The organism is Micromonospora sp. NPDC049275, assembly GCF_043197115.1.
Taxonomy (GTDB): Bacteria; Actinomycetota; Actinomycetes; order Mycobacteriales; family Micromonosporaceae; genus Micromonospora.
This window is the reverse complement of the sequence record NZ_JBICSN010000006.1, coordinates 277797-298579: the sequence shown is the minus strand read 5'-3', so window position 1 is coordinate 298579 and position 20783 is coordinate 277797. Positions and strand designations below refer to the sequence as shown.

Annotated in this window: 16 protein-coding genes; 8 read left to right on the top strand and 8 right to left on the bottom strand. The window is 71.4% G+C overall.

All coding sequences use genetic code 11. The annotated features are described in order from the left end of the window. Nucleotides 1-64: 64 nt before the first annotated feature. Both ACGFIE_RS20825 and ACGFIE_RS20820 read right to left on the bottom strand, forming a co-directional pair. Nucleotides 65-919, bottom strand: a complete 855-nt coding sequence (locus tag ACGFIE_RS20825) for an ABC transporter ATP-binding protein (RefSeq protein WP_393296832.1) — start codon at nucleotides 917-919, stop codon at nucleotides 65-67. Further along, on the bottom strand, nucleotides 876-1772 hold the full coding sequence (locus tag ACGFIE_RS20820; RefSeq protein WP_363688604.1) for an ABC transporter permease: 897 nt from the start codon (nucleotides 1770-1772) through the stop codon (nucleotides 876-878). The genes ACGFIE_RS20825 and ACGFIE_RS20820 overlap by 44 nt, the downstream gene beginning before the upstream one ends. A 179-nt stretch (nucleotides 1773-1951) precedes the next feature. Between ACGFIE_RS20820 and ACGFIE_RS20815 the strand changes: the two genes are divergently transcribed. The 4 genes from ACGFIE_RS20815 to ACGFIE_RS20800 all read left to right on the top strand — a co-directional run bounded on the left by ACGFIE_RS20815 (nucleotide 1952) and on the right by ACGFIE_RS20800 (nucleotide 7530). Continuing rightward, nucleotides 1952-2587, top strand: coding sequence for a TetR/AcrR family transcriptional regulator (locus ACGFIE_RS20815; protein ID WP_363688662.1), 636 nt, complete (start codon nucleotides 1952-1954; stop codon nucleotides 2585-2587). Nucleotides 2588-2672: 85 nt separating this feature from the next. After that, the gene (locus ACGFIE_RS20810) at nucleotides 2673-3785 is read left to right on the top strand and encodes a DegT/DnrJ/EryC1/StrS family aminotransferase (RefSeq protein WP_363688606.1); all 1113 of its coding nucleotides are present in this window, start codon (nucleotides 2673-2675) and stop codon (nucleotides 3783-3785) included. After that, entirely contained in the window at nucleotides 3782-4825 is a 1044-nt protein-coding gene (locus ACGFIE_RS20805) for a Gfo/Idh/MocA family oxidoreductase (protein WP_363688608.1), read from the top strand. Before ACGFIE_RS20810 ends, ACGFIE_RS20805 begins: the two co-directional genes overlap by 4 nt. A 95-nt stretch (nucleotides 4826-4920) precedes the next feature. After that, entirely contained in the window at nucleotides 4921-7530 is a 2610-nt protein-coding gene (locus ACGFIE_RS20800; RefSeq protein WP_393296829.1) for a glycosyltransferase, read from the top strand. An 83-nt stretch (nucleotides 7531-7613) separates the two neighbouring features. Here the strand turns inward: ACGFIE_RS20800 and ACGFIE_RS20795 are convergent, their stop codons facing one another. From ACGFIE_RS20795 to ACGFIE_RS20770, 6 genes are all read right to left on the bottom strand, one after another. Continuing rightward, entirely contained in the window at nucleotides 7614-8240 is a 627-nt protein-coding gene (locus ACGFIE_RS20795; RefSeq protein ID WP_393296827.1) for a hypothetical protein, read from the bottom strand. Continuing rightward, on the bottom strand, nucleotides 8237-9631 hold the full coding sequence (locus tag ACGFIE_RS20790) for a glycosyltransferase (RefSeq protein WP_393296825.1): 1395 nt from the start codon (nucleotides 9629-9631) through the stop codon (nucleotides 8237-8239). Before ACGFIE_RS20790 ends, ACGFIE_RS20795 begins: the two co-directional genes overlap by 4 nt. A gap of 31 nt (nucleotides 9632-9662) precedes the next feature. Further along, nucleotides 9663-10211, bottom strand: coding sequence for a hypothetical protein (locus tag ACGFIE_RS20785; RefSeq protein ID WP_393296823.1), 549 nt, complete (start codon nucleotides 10209-10211; stop codon nucleotides 9663-9665). Then, on the bottom strand, nucleotides 10204-11439 hold the full coding sequence (locus ACGFIE_RS20780; protein ID WP_393296821.1) for a glycosyltransferase family 4 protein: 1236 nt from the start codon (nucleotides 11437-11439) through the stop codon (nucleotides 10204-10206). The genes ACGFIE_RS20785 and ACGFIE_RS20780 overlap by 8 nt, the downstream gene beginning before the upstream one ends. A gap of 111 nt (nucleotides 11440-11550) precedes the next feature. Then, entirely contained in the window at nucleotides 11551-12639 is a 1089-nt protein-coding gene (gene wecB, locus ACGFIE_RS20775; RefSeq protein ID WP_393296819.1) for a non-hydrolyzing UDP-N-acetylglucosamine 2-epimerase, read from the bottom strand. A gap of 272 nt (nucleotides 12640-12911) precedes the next feature. Continuing rightward, entirely contained in the window at nucleotides 12912-14069 is a 1158-nt protein-coding gene (locus ACGFIE_RS20770; RefSeq protein WP_393296817.1) for an acyltransferase, read from the bottom strand. Nucleotides 14070-14228: 159 nt separating this feature from the next. On the opposite strand from ACGFIE_RS20770, the gene ACGFIE_RS20765 reads away from it, so the two are divergent. The 4 genes from ACGFIE_RS20765 to ACGFIE_RS20750 all read left to right on the top strand — a co-directional run bounded on the left by ACGFIE_RS20765 (nucleotide 14229) and on the right by ACGFIE_RS20750 (nucleotide 20780). Then, nucleotides 14229-15683: a glycosyltransferase family 39 protein gene (locus ACGFIE_RS20765; RefSeq protein ID WP_393296815.1), complete on the top strand. Its 1455-nt coding sequence runs from the start codon at nucleotides 14229-14231 to the stop codon at nucleotides 15681-15683. Nucleotides 15684-15857: 174 nt separating this feature from the next. After that, nucleotides 15858-17468 carry a glycosyltransferase family 4 protein gene (locus tag ACGFIE_RS20760; RefSeq protein WP_393296813.1) on the top strand — a complete coding sequence of 537 codons (1611 nt, stop codon included), beginning with the start codon at nucleotides 15858-15860 and terminating at the stop codon, nucleotides 17466-17468. A 184-nt stretch (nucleotides 17469-17652) separates the two neighbouring features. Further along, nucleotides 17653-19215 carry a glycosyltransferase family 4 protein gene (locus tag ACGFIE_RS20755; protein WP_393296811.1) on the top strand — a complete coding sequence of 521 codons (1563 nt, stop codon included), beginning with the start codon at nucleotides 17653-17655 and terminating at the stop codon, nucleotides 19213-19215. Then, nucleotides 19212-20780 carry a glycosyltransferase family 2 protein gene (locus ACGFIE_RS20750; protein ID WP_393296809.1) on the top strand — a complete coding sequence of 523 codons (1569 nt, stop codon included), beginning with the start codon at nucleotides 19212-19214 and terminating at the stop codon, nucleotides 20778-20780. The genes ACGFIE_RS20755 and ACGFIE_RS20750 overlap by 4 nt, the downstream gene beginning before the upstream one ends. The last annotated feature ends 3 nt before the right edge of the window (nucleotides 20781-20783 follow it).

Genomic DNA, 20783 nt, shown 5'->3' with positions numbered 1-20783 from the left:
TGCTGCGAGCTGCCGACGCCGGTCCCGGGCTCCCACCACCGTCGCGGCGGGAGCCCGGGATGCGTCACCTGCTGGACATGTAGTCCTCGTAGGCCTTGGTCACCTCGTCGGTGGTGCCGTCCATCCGGATCTGCCCCGACTCCAGCCAGATCGACCGCTCGCAGGTGTCCCGGATCGAGCTGATCGAGTGGCTGACGAGGAACACCGTACCGGCGTCCGCGCGCAGCTCCCGGATCCGCTGCTCGCTGCGACGCCGGAACCGGGTGTCGCCGGTCGCCAGCGCCTCGTCGATCAGCAGCACGTCGTGCTTCTTGGCCGCCGAGATCGAGAAGCGCAGCCGGGCCTGCATGCCCGAGGAGTACGTCCGCATCGGTAGGGAGGCGAAGTCGTCGCGCTCGTTGATCCCGGAGAAGGAGAGGATCTGCGGGGTCATCTTGCGGACCTGCTCGGGGCTCATCCCCATCGCCAGACAGCCGAGGGCGACGTTGCGCTCGCCGGAAAGGTCGCCGAGCAGGGCAGCGTTCACCCCCAGCAGGGACGGCTGGCCCTGGGTGAAGATCCGGCCTCGGTTGACCGGCATCAGCCCGGCGATGGCGCGCAGCAGGGTCGACTTGCCGGAGCCGTTGCTGCCGATCAGCCCGACCGCCTCGCCCCGGTACGCGGTGAAGCTGACGCCCTTGACCGCGTGCACCTCACGCAGCGTCGGCCGTTGCGGCTGCCGGGAGATGATGCGCCGCAGCGCGGCGACGGGGGAGCCGGCGTTGCCCGACCCGGCACCGTAGACCCGGTAGATGAGGTGGGCGTCGTCCACGATCACCGTGGGGATCCGCTCGCCGACAGCCGTGGTGGCCGCGTCCGCCGGTACGTTGAGCTGCTCAGCCACGACCGTACTCCTGTTCTCCGCGCCAGAAGTAAACATATCCGCTAATACTGACCACGGCCGCCCAGGCGACCGCCAGCAACCAGAGCCGCGGCGCCGACGAGGTCAGCGGCGCGTTCTCCAGCAGCGCGTGCCGGACCAGCTCGATGTAGATCAGCAGTGGGTTGAACTGCACGAGGGTGGCCAGCGCCGCCGGCAGGTTCTGCTCGAACACCTTCACGCTGTAGAGCACCCCGGAGCCGTACATCCAGGTCCGCATGACGAACGGCATGATCTGCTTCATGTCGCTCAGCTTCGAGCCGAGCCGGGCGAGGAACAGTGCCACGCCGATGTTGAAGATCGCCTGGAGCAGCATCGCCGGCACCACCAGCAGCCACTCCAGCGTGATCGGCTCGCCGGTGACCAGCACGATCCCCACCAGGACGATCATCGCGGTGACCAGGTTCTGGAACTGGGTGATGGTGACCGCGATCGGCAGGCTGGCCCGCGGGAAGTGCAGCGCCCGGATGAGCCCGAGGTTGCCGGTGATCGCCTGGGTGCCGCCGAGCGCCACGGACTGGGTGAAGTTGAAGACGAACAACCCCACGCAGAGGTAGGCGATGAAGTTCGGCACCGAGGCCTTGGTGCTGAGGATCACGCCGAAGATGAAGTAGTAGACCGCCGCGTTTGTCAGCGGGGTCAGCACCTGCCACAACTGGCCCAGTCGCGCCTGACTGAACGCCGACACGAGTTTGGCGTTGGCGTACGCCGTGATGAAGTGCCGATAGGACCACAGTTGCCGCGTGTAGAGGCCCAGTCCGGGTCTCGCTCCGGCGACGCTCAGGCCGTGCCGGGCGGCGAGTTGCGCCCCGGTGAGTCCCGAATCGGCGTCGGCCACCGCCGTGTTGGACATGTGAAGGCGCTCCGATCTTGTTGTGGGTGCTCGACGGCAGAGCGCGGCCCGCACGCGGCGCGTCGCTTCGTCGTTGCGTGGAAGGTAGTGGACCACACGTCGGGACGCAACCGTACCGTCGCTGCGGTACATTGTCCCACGTGACGACCGAGAAGAGGCGCGCCCCGGCGGGCGCGGCGGTGCTCCGTGGTGAGATCACCACGGCCATCCGCCGTGCGCTGATGCAGGAGCTCGCGGCGGTCGGTTACGGACGGCTCTCCATCGAGGCGGTCGCCCGGCGGGCCGGTGTCAGCAAGACGGCGATCTATCGGCGGTGGAGTTCCAAGCCGCAGTTGGTCCTCGAGATCGTCTCCGCCGCGGCGGGGCAGCGCCTGCCCTTGCCGGACACCGGCGATCTCCGAGGTGACCTGGAGATCCTCTTCATGATCATGGCCAGGGCGCTGCGGCACCCGCTGGCCGCACAAATCATTCCTGACCTGCTGGCCGAGGCCGCCCGTAATCCACAGATGGCGCAGACGCTCGAACAGGTGCTGCGGACGAACCAGCGCGACATCGCCGGCCAACTGGTCGGCCGTGCCATCGAGCGCGGACAGTTGGGTCCGGACACCGATCTCGACCTGGCGGTCGACCTGATCGTCGGGCCTCTGTACTGGCGACTCGCCGTCTCCCGCGCGCCGTTGTCCGCGGACGATCTGCCACGACTGGCAACCATGGTCGCCACTGCTCTGGAGGTAGCATGCCAACCGACTGTCCGGTCAGAGCCGGGCTTCCAACCAACCCCCATGACCCCGGGCGTCGATCCGATTCATCCATGACCCCGTCGGTACCGCCCGCTTCGGTGTCAACCGGACCGGCTAGCATCGCGTCCCGAACGAACCCCCTGTCCCGAGGAGGAAGCCCATGTCTGGGCTGAACGCGGAATTCATCCCCCCCGCCCGTCCGGTAATCGGCGAGGCCGAGATCGAGGCGGCTGTGCGCGTGCTGCGCAGTGGCCTGGTCGTGCAGGGTCCGGAGGTCAAGGCGTTCGAGGAGGAGTTCGGAGAGCTCGTCGCCGGGCGGCACTGCGTCGCGGTGAACTCCGGGACGTCGGCTCTTCAGCTGACCCTGATGGCGCTCGGCTTCGGCCCCGGCGACGAGATCATCGTGCCCTCGTTCTCCTTCGCGGCCAGCGCGAACGCCGTTCGGCTGGTCGGCGCCGTGCCGGTCTTCGTGGACATCGAGCCGGGCAGCTTCTGCATCGACCCGGAGGCGGTCGCCGCGGCGATCACGCCGCGCACCGTGGCAATCATGCCGGTGCACCTCTACGGGCACCCGGCCGCGATGGACCGGATCATGGCCATCGCCGAGCAGCACTCCCTCGCCGTCGTCGAGGACGCCGCCCAGGCCCACGACGCCGCGGTGAACGGACGGCCGGTCGGCGCCATCGGCACCGCCGGATGCTTCAGCTTCTACCCGACCAAGAACATGCACTCGCTCGAGGGCGGCATGGTCACCACCGCCGACCCCGAGCTGGCCCGGACCCTGCGGCTGCTGCGCAACCAGGGCATGGAGCAGCGGTACGCCAACGAGATCGTCGGCGCCAACATGCGGATGACCGACGTGGCCGCGGCGATCGGCCGGGTGCAGCTGCGTCAGCTCCCCGAGTGGACCGAGCAGCGGCGGGCGAACGCCAAGTTCCTCGACTCCAAGATCACCGGGATGGTCACCCCGCCGGTGGCCGACAACGCGCGTCACGTCTACCACCAGTACACCGTGCGGGTGCAGAGCGGTAACCGCGACGCCGCCCAGCGGCGCCTCACCGAGCTGGGCATCGGCAACGCCGTCTACTACCCGACCCCGATCCACCGGCTCAAGCCGTACCTCAACGAGGACGGCCAGCCCGGTCCGTGGGAGCTGCCGGAGACCGAGCGGGCCGCCGCCGAGGTCATCTCGCTGCCGATCCACCCGTCGCTGTCGCCTGCCGATCTGGACCGGATCGCCGAGGCCGCCAACCTCGCCGGGGGTGCCCGATGAGCGCCACCCAGGGACGTAAGCTGCGCGCCGGCCTGATCGGCCTGGGCGCGATGGGGCGCAACCACGCCCGGGTCCTCTCCGGCCTGGACGGCGTCGAGCTGGTCGGTATCGTCGACCCGGCCGGTGACACCACAGGCACCCTGCGCGCACCGGTGGTGCCCGAGCTGAGCGACCTGCTCGCGCTCGGCATCGACTACGCCGTGGTGGCCTGCCCGACCGCGCTGCACGAGCAGATCGGCGTGGAACTGGCCGCCAACGGCGTATCCGCGCTGATCGAGAAGCCGCTCGCCCAGTCGGTGCAGGCAGCGACCCGTCTCGTCGAGGCGTTCGAGTCCGCCGGCCTGGTGGCTGGCGTCGGCCACATCGAGCGGTACAACCCGGCCCTGCAGAACCTGCGCACCCGCCTGGAGGCCGGCGAACTCGGTGAGGTCTTCCAGGTCGTCACCCGCCGCCAGGGCCCGTTCCCGCACCGGATCGCCGACGTCGGCGTGGTCATGGACCTCGCGACCCACGACATCGATCTGACCAGCTGGGTCACCGGTCAGGAATACACCTCGGTGTCGGCCCGGACGGTCTCGCGCAGCGGCCGGCTGCACGAGGACATGGTCGCCGTGGTCGGTCAGCTCGCCGACGGCACGATGGTCAACCACCTGGTCAACTGGCTGAGCCCGCTCAAGGAACGGTCGACGGTCATCACCGGTGACCGGGGCTGCTTCGTGGCAGACACCCTCACCGCCGACCTGACCTTCTACGCCAACGCCGCCATCGACACCGAGTGGGAGGCGCTGCGGGCGTTCCGCGGCGTCGCCGAGGGCGACATGGTCCGCTACGCCATCCCGAAGCGCGAGCCGCTGCTGGTGGAGCACGAGCGCTTCCGGGACGCGGTCGAGGGCAAGGACAGCGACATCGTCACCCTTCGGCAGGGGCTGCGGACCGTGCAGGTCGCGGCCGCGCTGCTCGCCTCCGCCGCCGACGGCTCCACCATCTCGGTGGGCAGTCGCGACGCGGCCGCCCCGGCGGACGCCGCCCTCCTGTCCTGACAGGACGGTGGCATCACCGCCACCTCGACCGACCGGCGCGGTGCCCTGTGCGCCCCGGACAGCAGATTCGATCCTCTTCAACGAAGGGACCGTGCATGGCACCGCCCGCTCGTCGGCCTCGGCTCGCGGTCATCGTAGCCAACGGCATCACCGGCGACTCGCGCGTCCAGAAGATCGCCATCGCGGCGGCCCGGGACGGGTGGGACGTCACCCTGATCGGTGCCGGTGGCACCAAGATCCGGCGAACCCGGATGGGCCCGATCGACGTGGTCCGGATCCCGGTGCGCTCGCACATGCGCCAGGAGCTGACCGGCCATCCGCTGCGTCGCAAGATCACCCAGTTCGGCATCAGTGACAAACAGGCAATGGCCCGCCGCCGGGCGATCCACCAGGCCTGGGTTCGGCAGGCGACCGCCGAGATCGGCTGGCTGCGCGGCGACGGCAGCCAGTCCGGCACCCGTCGGCTGATCGGTCTGCCGCCGAGCCGGGCGCTGGGCGCCATGGTGCGGGTCCGCAGGGCTGCGCACAAGTTCCGGGAGCGCGCCTTCGGCTGGGAGCAGGCCCAGGCGCTGAAGCCGAAGCCGACCGGCAACTGGCGGCGGGACTGGCCCCAACTGCTCGACCTCGACCTGGCCTTCGGGCCGTTCATCGAGGAACTGAAGCCGGACCTGATCCACGCCAACGACATCACGATGATCAACACGGCGGCGCTCACCGTCGCCCGCATGCGGGCGCGTGGCGAGAAGGTCGCCTGGATCTACGACGCCCACGAGTACGTCCCGGGCGTCGACTGGCCCAAGCCCGAAATGTCCACCGCGTTCCCCGGCGTGGAGAAGGAGTTCATCCGTCGCGCCGACGCGGTGGTCACCGTCTCGCCGGAGATCGCCGAGCGGCTGCGGGCCGACTACAAGTTGCCCATCACCCCGCCGGTGGTCCGCAACACCCCGATTCGCGAGTCGGTCGGCACGCAGGCCGTCCCGCCGTCGGTGCGGGCGGCGAGCGGCGTCGGTCCCGAGGTGCCGCTGCTGGTCTACTCCGGGTGGCTCTCCGCGGAGCGTGGGCTGGGCACCGCGGTCAACTCGCTGGCCGAGCTGACCGAGTTCCACCTGGCGATCGTCTCCGGGCGGACAAGCCCCGAACTGGAGTTCCTGCTCAACCGCGCCGAGGAGATCGGCGTCCGCGACCGGATCCACGTGGTGCCCTACGTGCCGCAGCACGCCGTTCCGGACTACCTCTCCACCGCCGACCTGGGGCTGATCTGTTCCAAGCGGACGCTGAACTACGAGCTCTCCCTGCCGACCAAGCTGGCCGAGTACCTGCACGGCCGGCTGCCGGTGATCGCCAGTGACGTCAAGACCCTCGGCGCGTACGTCTCGACGCACGACGTGGGCGAGGTCTTCGTCTCCGACGACCAGCCGAGCTTCGTCGAGGCGGTGCGCCGCGGGTACGCCCGGCGCGACGAGCTGAAGGCGCACATCACGGAGGACATCCTCACCGAGCTGTCCTGGGAGGAGCAGGTCGCCGGGCTGATGAGGCTCTACCGCGAGGTCGCCCCGGTCGCCCCCCGGCAGCCGCGGCCGGAGGTGCCGTGGACGGTGGAGGAGCACGCCGCTCCCAAGCCTGTCGACACCTCGGCCGACCGGCCGCTGGACGCCTGGCGTCCGCTGGGCGAGACCCGCATCCGGCTCGGCCTGGGCCCGGCCAACTACGCCGGCCAGGCGGCGGCCTTCGCGCAGGCCATCTGCCGGGACAACCCCGACGTCTCGGCCGAGGTCGTGATGCGCAAGGGGCCGGACACGTTCGTCTTCCCGGCCGACGTCTACCTCGACCTCAATCGGATCAACCAGCTCGACTTCCAGCTGGAGCAGGTCCAGCGGATCGTCCCGCGCTTGACCCACCTCCTCGTGGACGCCTTCCTGCCGGTCTTCGGGTACCTCAACGGTGACAACATCGAGGGCGATCTGCCGGCACTGCTCCAGGCCAAGATCAAGGTGGCGCTGCTCGCGCACGGCAGCGAGATTCGGCATCCGGGTCGGCACCTGGAACGGCACGAGTTCTCACTGTTCCGGGACGCGCCCGAAGGTGTGGCGGAGCGACTGACCCGTCGCGCCGAGCGCAACCGTCGGGTCGCCGAAGAGAGCGGCCTGCCGCTCTTCGTCACCACTCCGGACCTCCTGGAGGACCTGCCCGGGGCAGCCTGGGCACCCCAGGTGGTCGACGTGGCGAGCTGGGCCAGCGATCACCCGGTCATGCAGCGCCGCCGGCCGGTGGTTCTGCACGCGCCATCGGCCCGCTGGACCAAGGGCACGGACCGGATCCTGCCCGTCCTCACCGAGCTGCACGACGAGCAGGCGATCGAGCTGAAGCTGATCGAGGGCGTGCCATGGGAGGAGATGCGGGAACTCGTCCGCACCGCCGACATTGTGCTCGACCAGTTCGCCACCGGCGCGTACGGCACCTTCGCCGTCGAGGCCATGGCTGCCGGCCGGCCCGTCGTGGCGTTCCTCAACGAGGAGATGCACGCCCGGTTCGGCGCCCACCCGCCGATCGTCAACGCCACCCCCGGCTCGCTGCGCAAGGCGATCGAGTCGCTGATCGAGGACCGGGAGCGGGCGGCGCAGATCGGCGCGGCATCGGTCGAGTACGCCCGGGAGTTCCACGACGGCCGGCGCACCGCCAGCGTCTTCGAGGACTTCCTCAGCTGACGGTGGGGCGGCCGCCCGCCCCACCCGTACGGCCGAAGGGGCGGCCCGCGTCACCGCGGGCCGCCCCTTCGTCTGTCGACTGCCTAGAGTTCCAGACCGGTCGTGACGCGCAGGTCCGGATACTGGCGGGCCACACGTGCGGCAAGCGTGACCGTGTAGACGTCCGACGCGACCACCAGGTCCACGGTGTCCAGGTCGACCGCGCGCAGCGCCGCGTCAAACTGCGTGGCCAGCAGCCGGGGGCGGAACGCCCGGTAGGGCGGCATGAAGAGTCGCTTGTGGACAGCCCCGGAGACCTTTGCCTGCGCCCGCGACAGCACGTCCGCCGGGCGGCGCAACGGCCGGCCCCACCGCCGCTGGGCCAGCCGACCCGCGGCCTTGCTGACCGCTCGAGGCACCCGGAACACCAGCAGCCGCTCCGCCCGGCGGACCGGTAGCTGCTCCTCGGGACGGTCCAGCGGGTGCAGGTGCGGCGGGTGCTCCAGCGCGGCCTCCTCCCAGTGCTCCAACCGGGAGACCAGAACGTGGACGTCGTCGCCGCGCCCGACGAGGCTCTGCACGTAGTTCGTCAGCCGCAGCGACGGTCGGTGGATCAGCGACAGGATGACGATCCGCTTCGGCCGGCCGGCCGCCGCGTCGTGGAGGTGCTCCTCGTCAACGGCTGTCACCACCGTCTCGGTGCCCTCGACCTGGTCGTCCTGCATCTTCACGCGGGCACCTCCTCCGGCTGTGGTGTGGGCCGCGGCGCCCCGGCCAGCGCCCGCAGCTCCGCCTCCAGCGGGGCCAGCATCCGCTCGCGGGTGTACGTCTGGGCATACGCCATCGCCGCCGCCCGAGCCTGCGGGGTGAGATCGCGGGCCAGTTTCGCGGCGGCGATCATCGTCTCCGCGATGCGTTCCGGCTCCAGGCTGTCTGCGTTGAACCAGAGCGGGTAACCGCGCAGCACCTCCGTGGCGGCAATGCCGGGCGCGTGCACCGAGACGATCGGCCGGCCACTGGCCATGTACTCGAAGATCTTGCCGGAGGTGACGTAGCGGGCGCCGCCGGCAAGGAAGACCAGCACGTCGCTCTCGGCGTACGCGCTTGCCACGTCGGTCTTCGCCACCGGCCCGCGGTAGCGCACCCCGGACACCGGGTCGTCCACCTTGTTCGCCGCCGGGTCCAGACCGAGACGCTCGAGGAGCTGCACGTCGCTGCCGCGGAAGAAGCCCAGGTGGCCGAAGATGTTCAGGTTGGCGTCGGCCAGGTCGGGGTGCCGGCGTGCCAACCCCCAAGCCTCGACCAGCTCCTCCACCGGCTGCGCGTGGGTGACCGTACCCAGGTACGAGAAGCTCAGCGGCGCACGCGTCGCCCCTGCCGATGGCGGCGGGGGCATCTCGGCGACCGGCAGGAGCTCCGGATCCCAGCCGTTCGCGACGACCATCATGCGGTCAGCCGCCTCGGGATACCGCTCGGCGTGCCAGCCGCGCAGCGCCTCGTTGACGAAGACCGAGTGGCCGGCGTCGCGGAGCACCCGCCGCTCCCACGCCCACACCGGATGCTCATCGGTGAAGGCCGGCTCGTCGGCGAAGAGATCCAACGTCCACGAGTCGCGGTAGTCCACCACGTAGGGCAACCGGGTGAACTTGTGGATCAACCACGCCGCGGCGAACGAGGCGAACGGGTTGCCGGTAGCCAACACCACGTCGAACGGGGCCCTGGCGTGCATTCGCAGCGCCTTGCGCACCGAGGCCCAGCCCCACGACGCGTAGTGCTCGGGGAAGAGCCGCTGGCCGAGGTCGTAGATGTAGCGAGAGGTCACCGGCATGGCCTGCCGGAACCGGCTGAAGCGGCGTACGTCGCGTTCCCAGATGAAGTGGTTCAGCCGGGGCCGCTCGACCCGGATCCGCTCGTCGACCGTCTCGGCCAGCTTCTCGTCGACCGAGCCGATCGCCTCGTGCAGAAACTTCAACGGCGCGGCGAGCACTGTGACGTCCCAACCCTGCGCCGCCAGGTGGTTCGCTGTCGCCCGCGCGCGGTACACGCCGCTGGCCCGCGACGGAGGGAAGTAGAAGGACAGGTAGAGCACGCGAGGCCCTCGCCTGCTGCGTCTGTTCATCATGCGCCATTCTCTACGAGGTGTCTCGGCGTCGTCACGCTGGCTGTGCCGCGCCGCCCTGGGCGGATTCGAGGCCGTACGCGATGTTCTTGATGCGGTGCCGTTCCTCGGCGAGCCGCGCGGCGACCGGGATGGACGCCGGGTCCCCGACCACCAGCAGGTCGTACCCGCTGGCGCGGATCACGAACCGGCGCATCAGGCGATAACTCACGTCGCCCCAGAGTCGCTGGTAGACCGGGAGGAAGACCCGGCGGTGAAAGCGGTCGGCGATCCGGCGCTCGTAGGCCGGGCCGGCCCGCCGCGACCATTTGGCGAGCGGCCCCCGCCCGATCGCCCGCAGCGCTGCCCGGGGTGCCCGGTGCACCAGGAGCTGCTCGGCCGCCACCGGCAGGTGCCGGCGGCGCAGCCGCGCCAGCTCAACCACCCGTACCCCCGGTGCGAAGCGCTGGGCCCGCCAGGCGGCCAGTTCGTCGACCACGACGGTCGCCGATCCACCGCAGGCGACCACCCGACCCGATTCCTCGGCGACGACCCGGGCCCGGTTGCCGCCCAGGGCCAGGAAGATCACCTGCGACTCAGCCATCGGCCCTCTCCTGATCCGCCGTTGCGGCCGGGACTGTTTCGCCGAACCACGCCCGCTGGTGCGCCAGCGCCACGGCTTCGTAGCCGTAGCGGTCGGTCAGTTCTCGTCGGGCCCGGTCGAGCGCCATCCCCGCGGTGAACCGGTCCCGGAGCCGCCGATACCCGGCGGCCAGGGACTCGCCGTCGTCGGCGACGTCGACCAGCTCACCCGCCGCGTCCTCGATGCCGGCCAGGCTCTCCTCGGGGCCGCCGCAACGGGTCACCAGCACGGGCATACCGGCCGCGGACGCTTCCACCACTGTCATTCCGAACGTCTCGAACTGGCTCGGGTGCACCAGCACGTCGTGCTCGCGCATCAGGCGCAGCGCCGTCTCGGGCGGCACCGCCCCGGTGAACCGGAGCGCCTCCGACAGGCCGAGCTCGGCGGCCCGCTCGGTAAGTCGGCCCTGCAACGGGCCCTCGCCCACGAAGGTCAGGGTCAACGACCGGTCCTCCGCCCGGCACAGCGCGAAGGCCTCGAGCAGCCGTAGCACACCTTTGCGGGGGATCAGCCCGCCGACGAACAACCAGCGCCGCAGCTCCGTCACCGGGGTGTCCCGGGTGGTGGCGAAGGAGACCGGGTTGGGGATGAACCGAACCTTGTCGGCGTGCTCCGGGAAGGCCGCGACCAGCGGGTCACGCACCGCGCCGCCCACCGCGAACACCCCCGCGCAGCGGCGCAGCAGTTCGTCGTACATGGCGCGAGCCTCGGGTTGCTCGAGCACCGCGTCGAGGAAGGTGGCGTGCTCGGTGACGAACACGCGGGCGTCGGGGCGGGCGTTGCGCAGCGCCGCCCAGCCGCCGGGCAATCCGACGTGGGCGTGTACGACCTCGCTGTCGATCGGCCGGCCCCCGAGCGCCGCCCGCAGAGTCTCCTCGTGCCGGCGGGCGATGGTGGCGTAGGACAACCCGACCGCCAGCGGCACCGGCAGGTGCAGCAGCGCCGCGCCGCCCACGGTCGGTCGGGGCCGCAGCGTACGGGGGAGCAGCGCGTGGTGGGCACGGAGGATCTCCGCCTCCTCGGCCGGGCCGAACCGGCCCGCCCACTCATCGCAGTGCAGGACTGTCATGTCCTCGCCAGGCGCGGTGGCCTCGACCATTGCCTTGACGAACGCGCCGAGGAACGGCCGCTGGGTGCTGGGATACCAGGGCGTGACGATAGCGACGCGACTGCGGAAAGGTGCCGTCACTCGAGTTGTTCCTCCCTGAGTCGCGGCAGCGGATCCGTCGCTACCAGCGACGGATCCGGGTGCCGAGTCATCGACGGTGGGCCGACCGTGCCGTAGCACCTGGTGCGCTGGTCAGCCGAGCCGCTCTGCGAGGATCTCGACGACACGCTCGGCCGCGTGGCCGTCGCCGTACGGGGTGCCGCGCTCGGTGCTCGGCACCGGGCGGGTGGCGGCCTCGATCCAGGCCGGGCGGCCCAACGCGTCCGGATCCGGGATGAGCCGGTTCCAGTCGCCGTTGATGGTCTCCACCCATTCGGTCTCCGGGCGCAACGTCGTGCACGGGCGCCCGAGCAGGTACGCCTCCTTCTGCAGGCCACCCGAGTCGGTGACCACCCCGACCGAGCCGAGGACGGCGGCGACGAGGCCGCCGTAGCCGAGCGGGCGGCCGACGTGCACGGCGCCCTGGTTGAGCTTCAGCCCCTGCTCCGCGGCGCGGGCCACCAGCCGCGGGTGGGCGAGCAGCGCCACCGGCACCGGCAGATCGGCCAGGGCGGCGATGAGTGCGGCCAGTCGGGCAGGGTCGTCGGTGTTGTCCGGGCGGTGCAGGGTGGCGACCAGGTACGGCTGGTCGAAGTCGATGCCGTCCGGCAGCGCGGGACGGGCGTGCTCGCCGCGCTGGACGGCGTCCCGTACCCGCAGGCAGACATCCACCATGACGTCACCGCTGAGCACCGAGCGCTCGGCGAGACCCTCGCGGGTCAGGTGGCGGAGGGCCTCCTCGGTCGGCGCGAGCAGCAGATCGGCGGCGTGGTCGGTGAGTACCCGGTTGTGCTCCTCGGGCATGCGGCGGTTGAACGACCGCAGACCGGCTTCCAGATGGGCCACCTTGATGTGCTGCTTCACCGCGGAGAGCGCGCCGGCAAGCGTCGAGTTGGTGTCGCCGTAGACCAGCACCCAGTCCGGCTGCTGCTCGGCCAGCACGGGGTCGATCGCGGCCAGGACCCCGCCGGTCTGCAGGCCGTGGCTGCCGGAGCCGATGCCCAGGTGCACATCCGGGTCGGGGATGCCCAGGCCGGTGAAGAAGACGTCCGAAAGGTCGGCGTCGTAGTGCTGGCCGGTGTGCACGATCACGTGTTCGTGCCCGGTGCCGGCGAAAGCGGCCGCGATCGGCGCCAACTTGACCAGTTGAGGACGAGCCCCGACAACGCTGACGACCTTCACTGAAACATCTCTCCTGCACGTCTCGACACGGTAGGCGGCGGATGCCGTCCGGCGGTCGGGCGCCGACCGTTGGTGTCCGCCGAAGCCCGGGAGCCTTCGCCGTAGGACCATACGTCACGCAGGGTCAGTCGGAACGGACGACCCAGGCGGGGCCGGTGCGAGTTGTGCCGAATCCGTCGTCGGTAGCCCCCTCCGGGGGTCGCCGACCGGCGACCTCCGGCGACGCGGCAGCGGCTGCCCGGGGCGCGCGGCATCACCCGCCGGCGCGGCGCTCAGAAGATCGCGCGCAGGTACGGCACCCGGGCCGCCCCCAGGGAGACCGCGAAGGAGCCGACGATCACCACGGCAAAGGTCGCCGCGGTCGTCAGGAGCGACTCGCCCACCGGGAGCTGGGGGAAAGCGGCCTGGATCAGGGCCAGTAGCAGCAGGTGCACCAGGAACACCCCGAAGGAGGCGTTCGAGAGGTCGACGATCAGCCGTCCGGTCCGCTCGCTCGGTCGCCACCGGTCGCCGAGGCTCAGGGCGACCAGGAAGAGGCAGATGGCGGCGAGCGCCACCGTTGCGCCGACGTAGCTGACCGGCAGCAGGGCCTGGAGGACGGGGAGGTCCGGCTTGGCCCCCCAGCGCCAGACCGCCTCGGCGAGCAGGGCCAACGCGACCAGCGCGGCCACCGGTAGCTGCCAGCCCCGCAGCCGGGTGTTCCGCAACGCCCATCCGGCGAGGAAGTAGCCGACGTAGGGCCACCACATCGTCCACGCGCCGAGGTGGATCGGGCGGCTCACGCCGATCAGGCCGGCGATCCCACTGACGATGAACGCGGCCAACGTCCAGCCGAGGGCGACCGCCGCGGTGCCGTACGCGCGGCGCTGACCGCCGGCGGCGAGGAACGCCGCCAGCACCGGGGCGACGAGGTAGAGCCCGGCGATCAACCAGAGGAAGTAGAGGGCGGTGTAGAGCTTCCCGTCGATCAGGAGCAGGGTGAGACCCTTCCCGGTCAGTTCCTCCCCACGCAGCAGCATCCGCACCCCGAACAGGTAGATCAGGTGCCAGGCGACCAGCGCCGGGAGGACCCGGGCGAAGCGGCGGCGGTAGAAGGCGGCGGGGCCTGCCTGGTGCAGCCGGGGCGCGAGCACCAACGCTCCACTGATCATGACGAACACGGGCACGGTCCAGATCGCGCCGATGTCCACGGCTGTGGCGAGCCACCAGTTGCGGCTGCCCCGACGGTCGTCGTTCGCCACGTACGTGCCGAACACGTGGATGGCCACGACACCGCAGATGGCGAGGAGCCGCAGCACGTCGAGGCCGTACCGGCGAGGTGGCCGGCCGACCGGCGGATTTCCGCTCGCCGTCGCCTCCGCCGCCTGCGCCGGGAGCGGCTCGGCGGGTGGCTCGGACTGACCGGTCTGAGATTGGGTGGGGCTGCTCACCGGCCGGATGCTAACCAGAGACGGTCCCGGAAGCCATTCGAACGCGCTGTCGACCCGCCGGGGTCCCGCGTCGCGCTCTCCGGTCGACTATGGTGTGCGTCGCCGTGGCTGCCCAACCGGCACCTGATACGGAGCGTCGAGCGGACGGGAAGAGACGACGTGGCGCAACTGCCGACAGGCGCAGCGGAGGAGACCAGCGGGGCCGCCAGGACGGCGGTGGCGCCCGCCGTCGACGAGCCCACCCCGCCGTCCGCCCCGCTCCCGGGGTTCCGGCCGATCCTCGCGCTGCTCGGCACCGCCGCCGCGCTGCTTGCCGTGCTCGCCTACGGCCTGCACCGGTCGCCTATCACGTTTGGGGTGTTCACCCACCCGCCCGTCTACGGCATCTGGGCACCCACCTGGGATCGGCTGTCGTTGACTGTCCTGCCGGCCGCGGTGCTGCTCGCCGGGACGGCCTGGCTGGTCACCTCGTCGCGGCGGATCCCGACCTGGCTGGCGCTCGGCGCGCTGATCGGCTGCGGAGTGCTCACCGCCCTGGCCGTCGGCCTGGTCCGAGGAGATCCGCACGACCTGATCCGCGGCCTCTCGACCGGGCCAAAGTCGCCCTACTACACGTCTGACCTGCACTTCCTCGACGAGCTGGGAGTCCGCGAGTTCATTGAGCGGCACCCCCGGATGACCACGGCCCTGCACTCGTACAACTCCCGCACCCATCCCCCCGGGACGCTCGTCTTCCTCTACCTGCTCTTCCGCCTCTTCGGTAGCGCGCACACGCTGCGGATCGCCACCGTGCTGGCGGCCCTGGCGCTCGCGGCGGCGGCATGCGCGTGGGCGATCGGACGGACGCTGGGTGGTGAGCGCGCCGGGCGCATCGCGGCGGCGCTGTTCGTGGCCGCGCCGGGACCCCTCATGCTGGCCTACAGCAGCCTCGACATGACGTTCGCGTTGGTGATGAGCGCCGCTGTCGCGCTGTTCGTGCTTGCCATCCACCGACGGTCGGCGCTGGTCGCCGCGGCGGCCGGCGCGGTACTGGGGCTGGGGACGCTGCTGACGTTCGCCACCTCCTTCGTGGCCCTGGCAGCGACGCTGGCGGTGCTGGTGCAGAGCGGCAGCCTGCAGCGCGCGGCCCGGCTGCTCGGCGCGGCGCTGGCTGGCGGAGCGCTCGTCCTGGTGCTGGCCAGGGTGCTGGGCGGCTTCGACGTGCTCGCCTCGTACCGTTCCTCGCCCGGCGCCGGGCGCCCGTACGACCCGTACTGGATTGTCGGCAGCCCGTCGGCCTGGCTGATCTATGCCGGGCTGCCGCTGGCCGCGCTGGGGATTGCCGGGTTGTTCTGGGCCGTTCCGGACGCCCGCCGGCCGGTCCTGCCCCTGATCCTGGTCCTGCTGATGGTCGGCTGGGCCGCCCTGCCCACCGTGTACACCAAGCTGCGCCCCGGCGAGGTGGAGCGGACCTGGGCGTTCCTCTACCCGCTGCTGGCCGCAACGGCCGGGGTGATGGTCGACCGGTGGAGCCGACGCTCTCGGCTCCCGGCGGGCGCGCTGGTGGCCGGGCTCGTCATCCTCTCGGTGGCGCAGGCGGTCCTGCTCCAGGGCCTGTGGGATAACTTGAACTGAGCGGGAGCCAGAGGTGACGCCGTCCGGGCCGCCCGAGTGGGCGGTACCCGACTCGATGTCCTGATCTACTCCCGTAACCTCGGCAGGATCCCTTGGCCGGAAGGGCGACGCCCGGCAGGATCGGCGTGGTCGCGCCGAGCGGCGGATTTCAGGCGAAAGGCAGAAGAAGACAGCATGGGACGCGAGGACACCGCCGGGGCACCAACCTCCCGTGGCCGGGTGGTCATGCTTGTCGACAACGGGGTCCACGGCGACTCCCGGGTCCAGAAGGCGGCCCGCTCGGCCGCCGACGCCGGCTGGGAGGTCATCCTGCTGGGCAAGGCTCCCGACGGCCTTCCGCGCACGTGGCAGCTGGGTGGCGCGGAGGTTCGCCTGCTCACCGTGCCCGACCTGCTGCGCCGCCGTCGGCACGAGTTCCGCCGGGTGTGGCGACGCGGTGTGCTGTCGTACCCGCCGAACGGCATCGCCCCGCACCGTGCACAGGCGGTCAAGGCCTGGCGTACGGACCTGCGGCTGCGCGAGGCGGAGCTGACCCTCGCCGCCCGTGCCGGCCACCCGGCTCCCGGCTGGCGGCGGACCGCGCTGAGGGCGGAGCACCTGGCCGCGCAGACGGTGTCCCGCTGGGTGTCGTTCCGCTACTGGCAGCTCAGCCGGGGGCAGCAGGCGCGCCGGAAGCTCGCCGGACCCCTCGACCGGGCGTACACCCGGTTCTGGGAGGCGGTCCGGGGCGACCGTGCGTGGCGCCGGCTGGAACCCGCGCTGTGGGACTGGGAGCTGGCCTTCGGCCCGGTGATCGACGAGTTGCGCCCGGACCTCATCCACGCCAACGACTACAAGATGCTCGGCGTCGGCGCCCGGGCCACCCTGCGGGCCCGCGCCGCCGGCCGGCCGGTCAAGCTGGTCTGGGACGCGCACGAGTTCCTGCCGGGGCTCAACCCGGGATTGAGCAAGGGCCGGTGGTTGCGCGCCCAGTGCGCCCACGAGCGGGAGTACGCGCCGGTCGCAGACGCCGTGGTCACCGTCTCGGAGGCCCTGGCCGACCTGCTCCAGCGGGAGCATCGACTGCGGGAACGACCGGCCGTGGTGCTGAACGCGCCGAACGTCGGCCCCGCCCCGGCCGACGCCGCGCCGGCGCCGGACCTGCGTGCCCGCTGCGGTATCGGCCCGGATGTGCCGTTGCTTGCCTACTCGGGTGCGGTGGCCCCGGTACGCGGCGTCGACGTGGCCGTGGAGGCGCTGCCGAAGCTGTCCGGGGTGCATCTGGCACTGGTCTCCCTGCCGCCGGGGAAGACCAGCACGCCGTCGATCGCCAAGCTGCTCGCCCGCGCCGCGGAGCTGGGTGTCGCCGACCGGGTGCACACGCTGCCGTACGTCGCCCACCACCAGGTGGCCGCGTTCCTGTCGGCCGCGGACGCCGCCATCAGCCCGCTGCACCACCTGCCCAACCACGAGATCGCGCTCAGCAACAAGTTCTTCGAGTACTCGCACGCCCGCCTGCCGATCGTGGTGAGTGACGTGAAGACGATGGCGGAGACGGTCCGCTCGACCGGGCAGGGCGAGGTGTTCCGGGCACAGGACGTGGACGAGTTCGTCCGGGCCGTCCGCGCGGTGCTCGGCGACCCCGGGCGCTACGTGGCCGCGTACGACCGGCCGGGTCTGTTGGACCAGTGGACCTGGGAGCGGCAGGCGGAGGTGCTGGACGGCGTCTACGCCCGGCTGTGCGGGCAGCGCCGACCGGAACCAGCCGGCCCGGCCGCGGCACTCCTGCCGAGCGGCTCGCGCTGAGCGACAGGCAGCGGACCGAACGACCGGTCGACGCCGCGACACCGGGTCGCTCCGGGAGAGTATCGGCCGGACGTTACCGTAAACTCGCCCGGGCTTTCCGGGCACGAGACCGGCAAGGCTAGAGAGGCGAAAGATGGAGCTCGATGGTGCGCCCGCTGCGCCGGGTTCTCGTGGACGGGTTGTCATGCTTGTCGACAACGGCGTCAACGGTGACTCCCGGGTGCAGAAGGCGGCGCGTTCGGCGGCCGAGGCCGGCTGGGACGTCGTGCTGCTCGGCCGTTCGCCGGTCGGGGTGCCCCAGACCTGGCAGCTCGGTCGGGCCGAGGTGCGTCTGCTGGCCATGCCCGACCCGCTCGCGCGGCGTCGGCACGAGTTCCGTCGGGCCTGGCTGCGCTGGCCGTTGGCGTACCCGCCGAGCGGCATCGCCCCGCACCGCGCCCAGGCCGTCAAGGCGTGGCAGGCCGACCTCGCGGTCCGGGCGGCTCAGCTCAAGCTGGCCGATCCCGCCGCCCCCCGCCTCGCGCTGCGCCGCCGGGCCCTGGCCGCGGAGCGGATCGTCGCCCAGGTGACCCGCAAGTGGGTCTCGTTCCGCTACTGGCAGCTCACCCGGGCCCGCACCCGGCGGAAGTTCCGCAACCCGTGGGACCGCGCCTACACCCTGTTCTGGCAGGCGGCGAAGGGCGACGGCGCGTGGCGACGACTGGAGCCCGGCCTGTGGGACTACGAACTGGCGTACGGACCGGTCATCGATGAGCTGCGGCCGGACCTGATCCACGCGAACGACTTCCGGATGCTCGGTGTCGGCGCCCGCGCCAAGATCCGCGCTGCCGTCGAGGGACGCGAGATCAAGCTGGTCTGGGATGCCCACGAGTTCCTGCCCGGGCTCAAGCCGTGGCAGGACAACGCGCGTTGGCTGCCGGCCCACAAGGCCCACGAGCGGGAGTACGCCCGCTACGCCGACGCGGTGATGACCGTCTCGGACGGGCTGGCCGAGCTGCTGCAACGCGAGCACGGGCTGTCCCGGGCGCCGGACGTGGTGCTCAACGCGCCGGCCGCCGACCACGGGGCACTGGACCCGGACGCTCCCGTACCGGACCTGCGGGCGCTCTGCGGCGTCGGCCCCGACGTGCCGCTGCTCGTCTACAGCGGGGCGGCGGCCCGGCAGCGTGGTCTCGACATCATGGTCGACGCCCTGCCGCAGTTGCCCGACGTGCACGTGGCGCTGGTCGTGAACAAGCCGACCGGCCCGTACGTGACGGGCGTGCTCGCCCGGGCGGCGCGACTCGGTGTCGCCGACCGGGTGCACACGCTGCCGTACGTGGCGCACTGGCAGGTGGTGTCGTTCCTGTCGGCGGCGGACGCCGGGGTGATCCCGATCCACCACTGGCCCAACCACGAGATCGCGCTGATCACCAAGTTCTTCGAGTACTCGCATGCCCGGCTGCCCCTGGTGGTCAGCGACGTGAAGACGATGGCCGGCACGGTCCGCTCGACGGGGCAGGGCGAGGTGTTCCGGGCCGAGGACGTGACGGACTACGTTCGCGCCGTGCGGGAGGTGCTCGCCGATCCCGCGCGCTACCGGGCCGCCTACGACCGTCCCGGACTGCTGGAGAGCTGGACCTGGGAGGCCCAGGCCGAGGTGATGGACGGGGTGTACCGGCGGCTGCTGCCGGACCGGCCGCGACCCACCGCCGGCGGTCGCGGTCTCGCGAGCGAGATCCAGTCGTCGGTGGGAGCCGGCACGTGACCCCACCGGACGTGACAGTCGTCACCGCCGTCTACAACACCATGCCGTACCTGACCCGTTGCCTGACGTCGCTGATTGAGCAGACGATCGGTCGGGACCGGCTGGAGGTCGTCGCGGTGGACGATGGCTCCACCGACGGCAGCGGACGCGAGCTCGACCGTTTCGCCCGTCTCTACCCCGGCACCGTCAAGGTCATCCACCAGCCGAACTCCGGTGGGCCGGCAGCACCGAGCAACCGGGGTCTGGAGCACGCCACCGGGCGGTACGTCTTCTTCATCGGTGCCGACGACTACCTGGGCCCGGAGGCGCTGGAGCGGTTGGTGGCCGCCGCCGACCGGTGGGAATCGGACGTCGTGCTCGGCCGCACCGTCGGAGTCAACAGTCGCTACATCCACCAGGCGATCTTCGAAAGCACGGAGCCGGACGTCGACCTCTTCGACTCCGCGCTTCCCTGGTCGCTGTCGAACACCAAGCTGTTCCGCCGTGAGCTGATCGAGCGGCACGGGCTGCGCTACCCGGAGGACATGCCGGTCGGCAGCGACCAGCCGTTCACGATCGAGGCGTGCGTGCACGCCCGGCGGATCTCCGTGCTCGCCGACTACGACTACTACTACGCGGTGCGCCGGCTGAATGCCCGTAACATCACCTACAAGAGCCGGCACCTGGAGCGGCTGCGCTGCGCCGAGGAGCTCGTCCACTTCGTGGCGCGGCTGGTGGAGCCGGGCAAGCGTCGCGACGCGGTGCTACTGCGGCACTTCACCCTGGAGGTCGCCAAACTCCTGGAGAACGACTTCCTGCGGCTCAACCGGGACACCCAGGACGGCGTGCGGGTCGGGGTGCGGAAGCTGGCCCAGGAGTACCTCACCGACGACATCCGGGACCGGCTGCCCATCGAATCCCGGGTCCGTCTCGCCGCAGCCCGTTACGGCGACCTCGACGACCTGCTCGCGGTGATCCGGCAGGACGCGCAGCAGGGCATCCCGCCCGCAGTGGTGGACGGCGACCGCTGGTACGCCGGCTACCCCGGCTTCCGTGAACCCCGGCTGGGCATCCCGGACCCCTGGTTCGAGATCACCGACACGGTCCCCGACTGGCTGGCCCGGTTCGACACCGTCTCTGCCGCCTACGAGGGCGGCCGGACCGGCGCGCCGGCGCTGGTCGTGACCGCGCGAAGCCCTCGCCCGGACCTCCCGACGGTCACCTCCGGGATCCAGCTGTCCGCCGGGGACTTGGCGGGCGCTACCCTCGCGGTCGAGGCGGACGCCACGGGGACGACCGTCCGGTCCCGGATACCGTTGAAGCGGGTGCTGGCCGCCATCGCCCCCGGCGGCGAGCTGCGGGTCGTCCAGGCTCAGGTGAGCGCCTTCGGGGCCACCGGGTCGGCGGCGTTGCGCGGTCCTCGGCAATCGGCGCCGCTGCGGACCGTGGTGCGTCACGGCTCCCGGCTGTACCTGTTCACCAGCACCACGAATCACAAGGGCCAGCTCGTCATCGCCGTAGCACCTGTGACGCCGCGCCGGCTGATGGCCCGCCTGCGACGCAGGCTCCCACTAGGAGGAAAGTAGTAG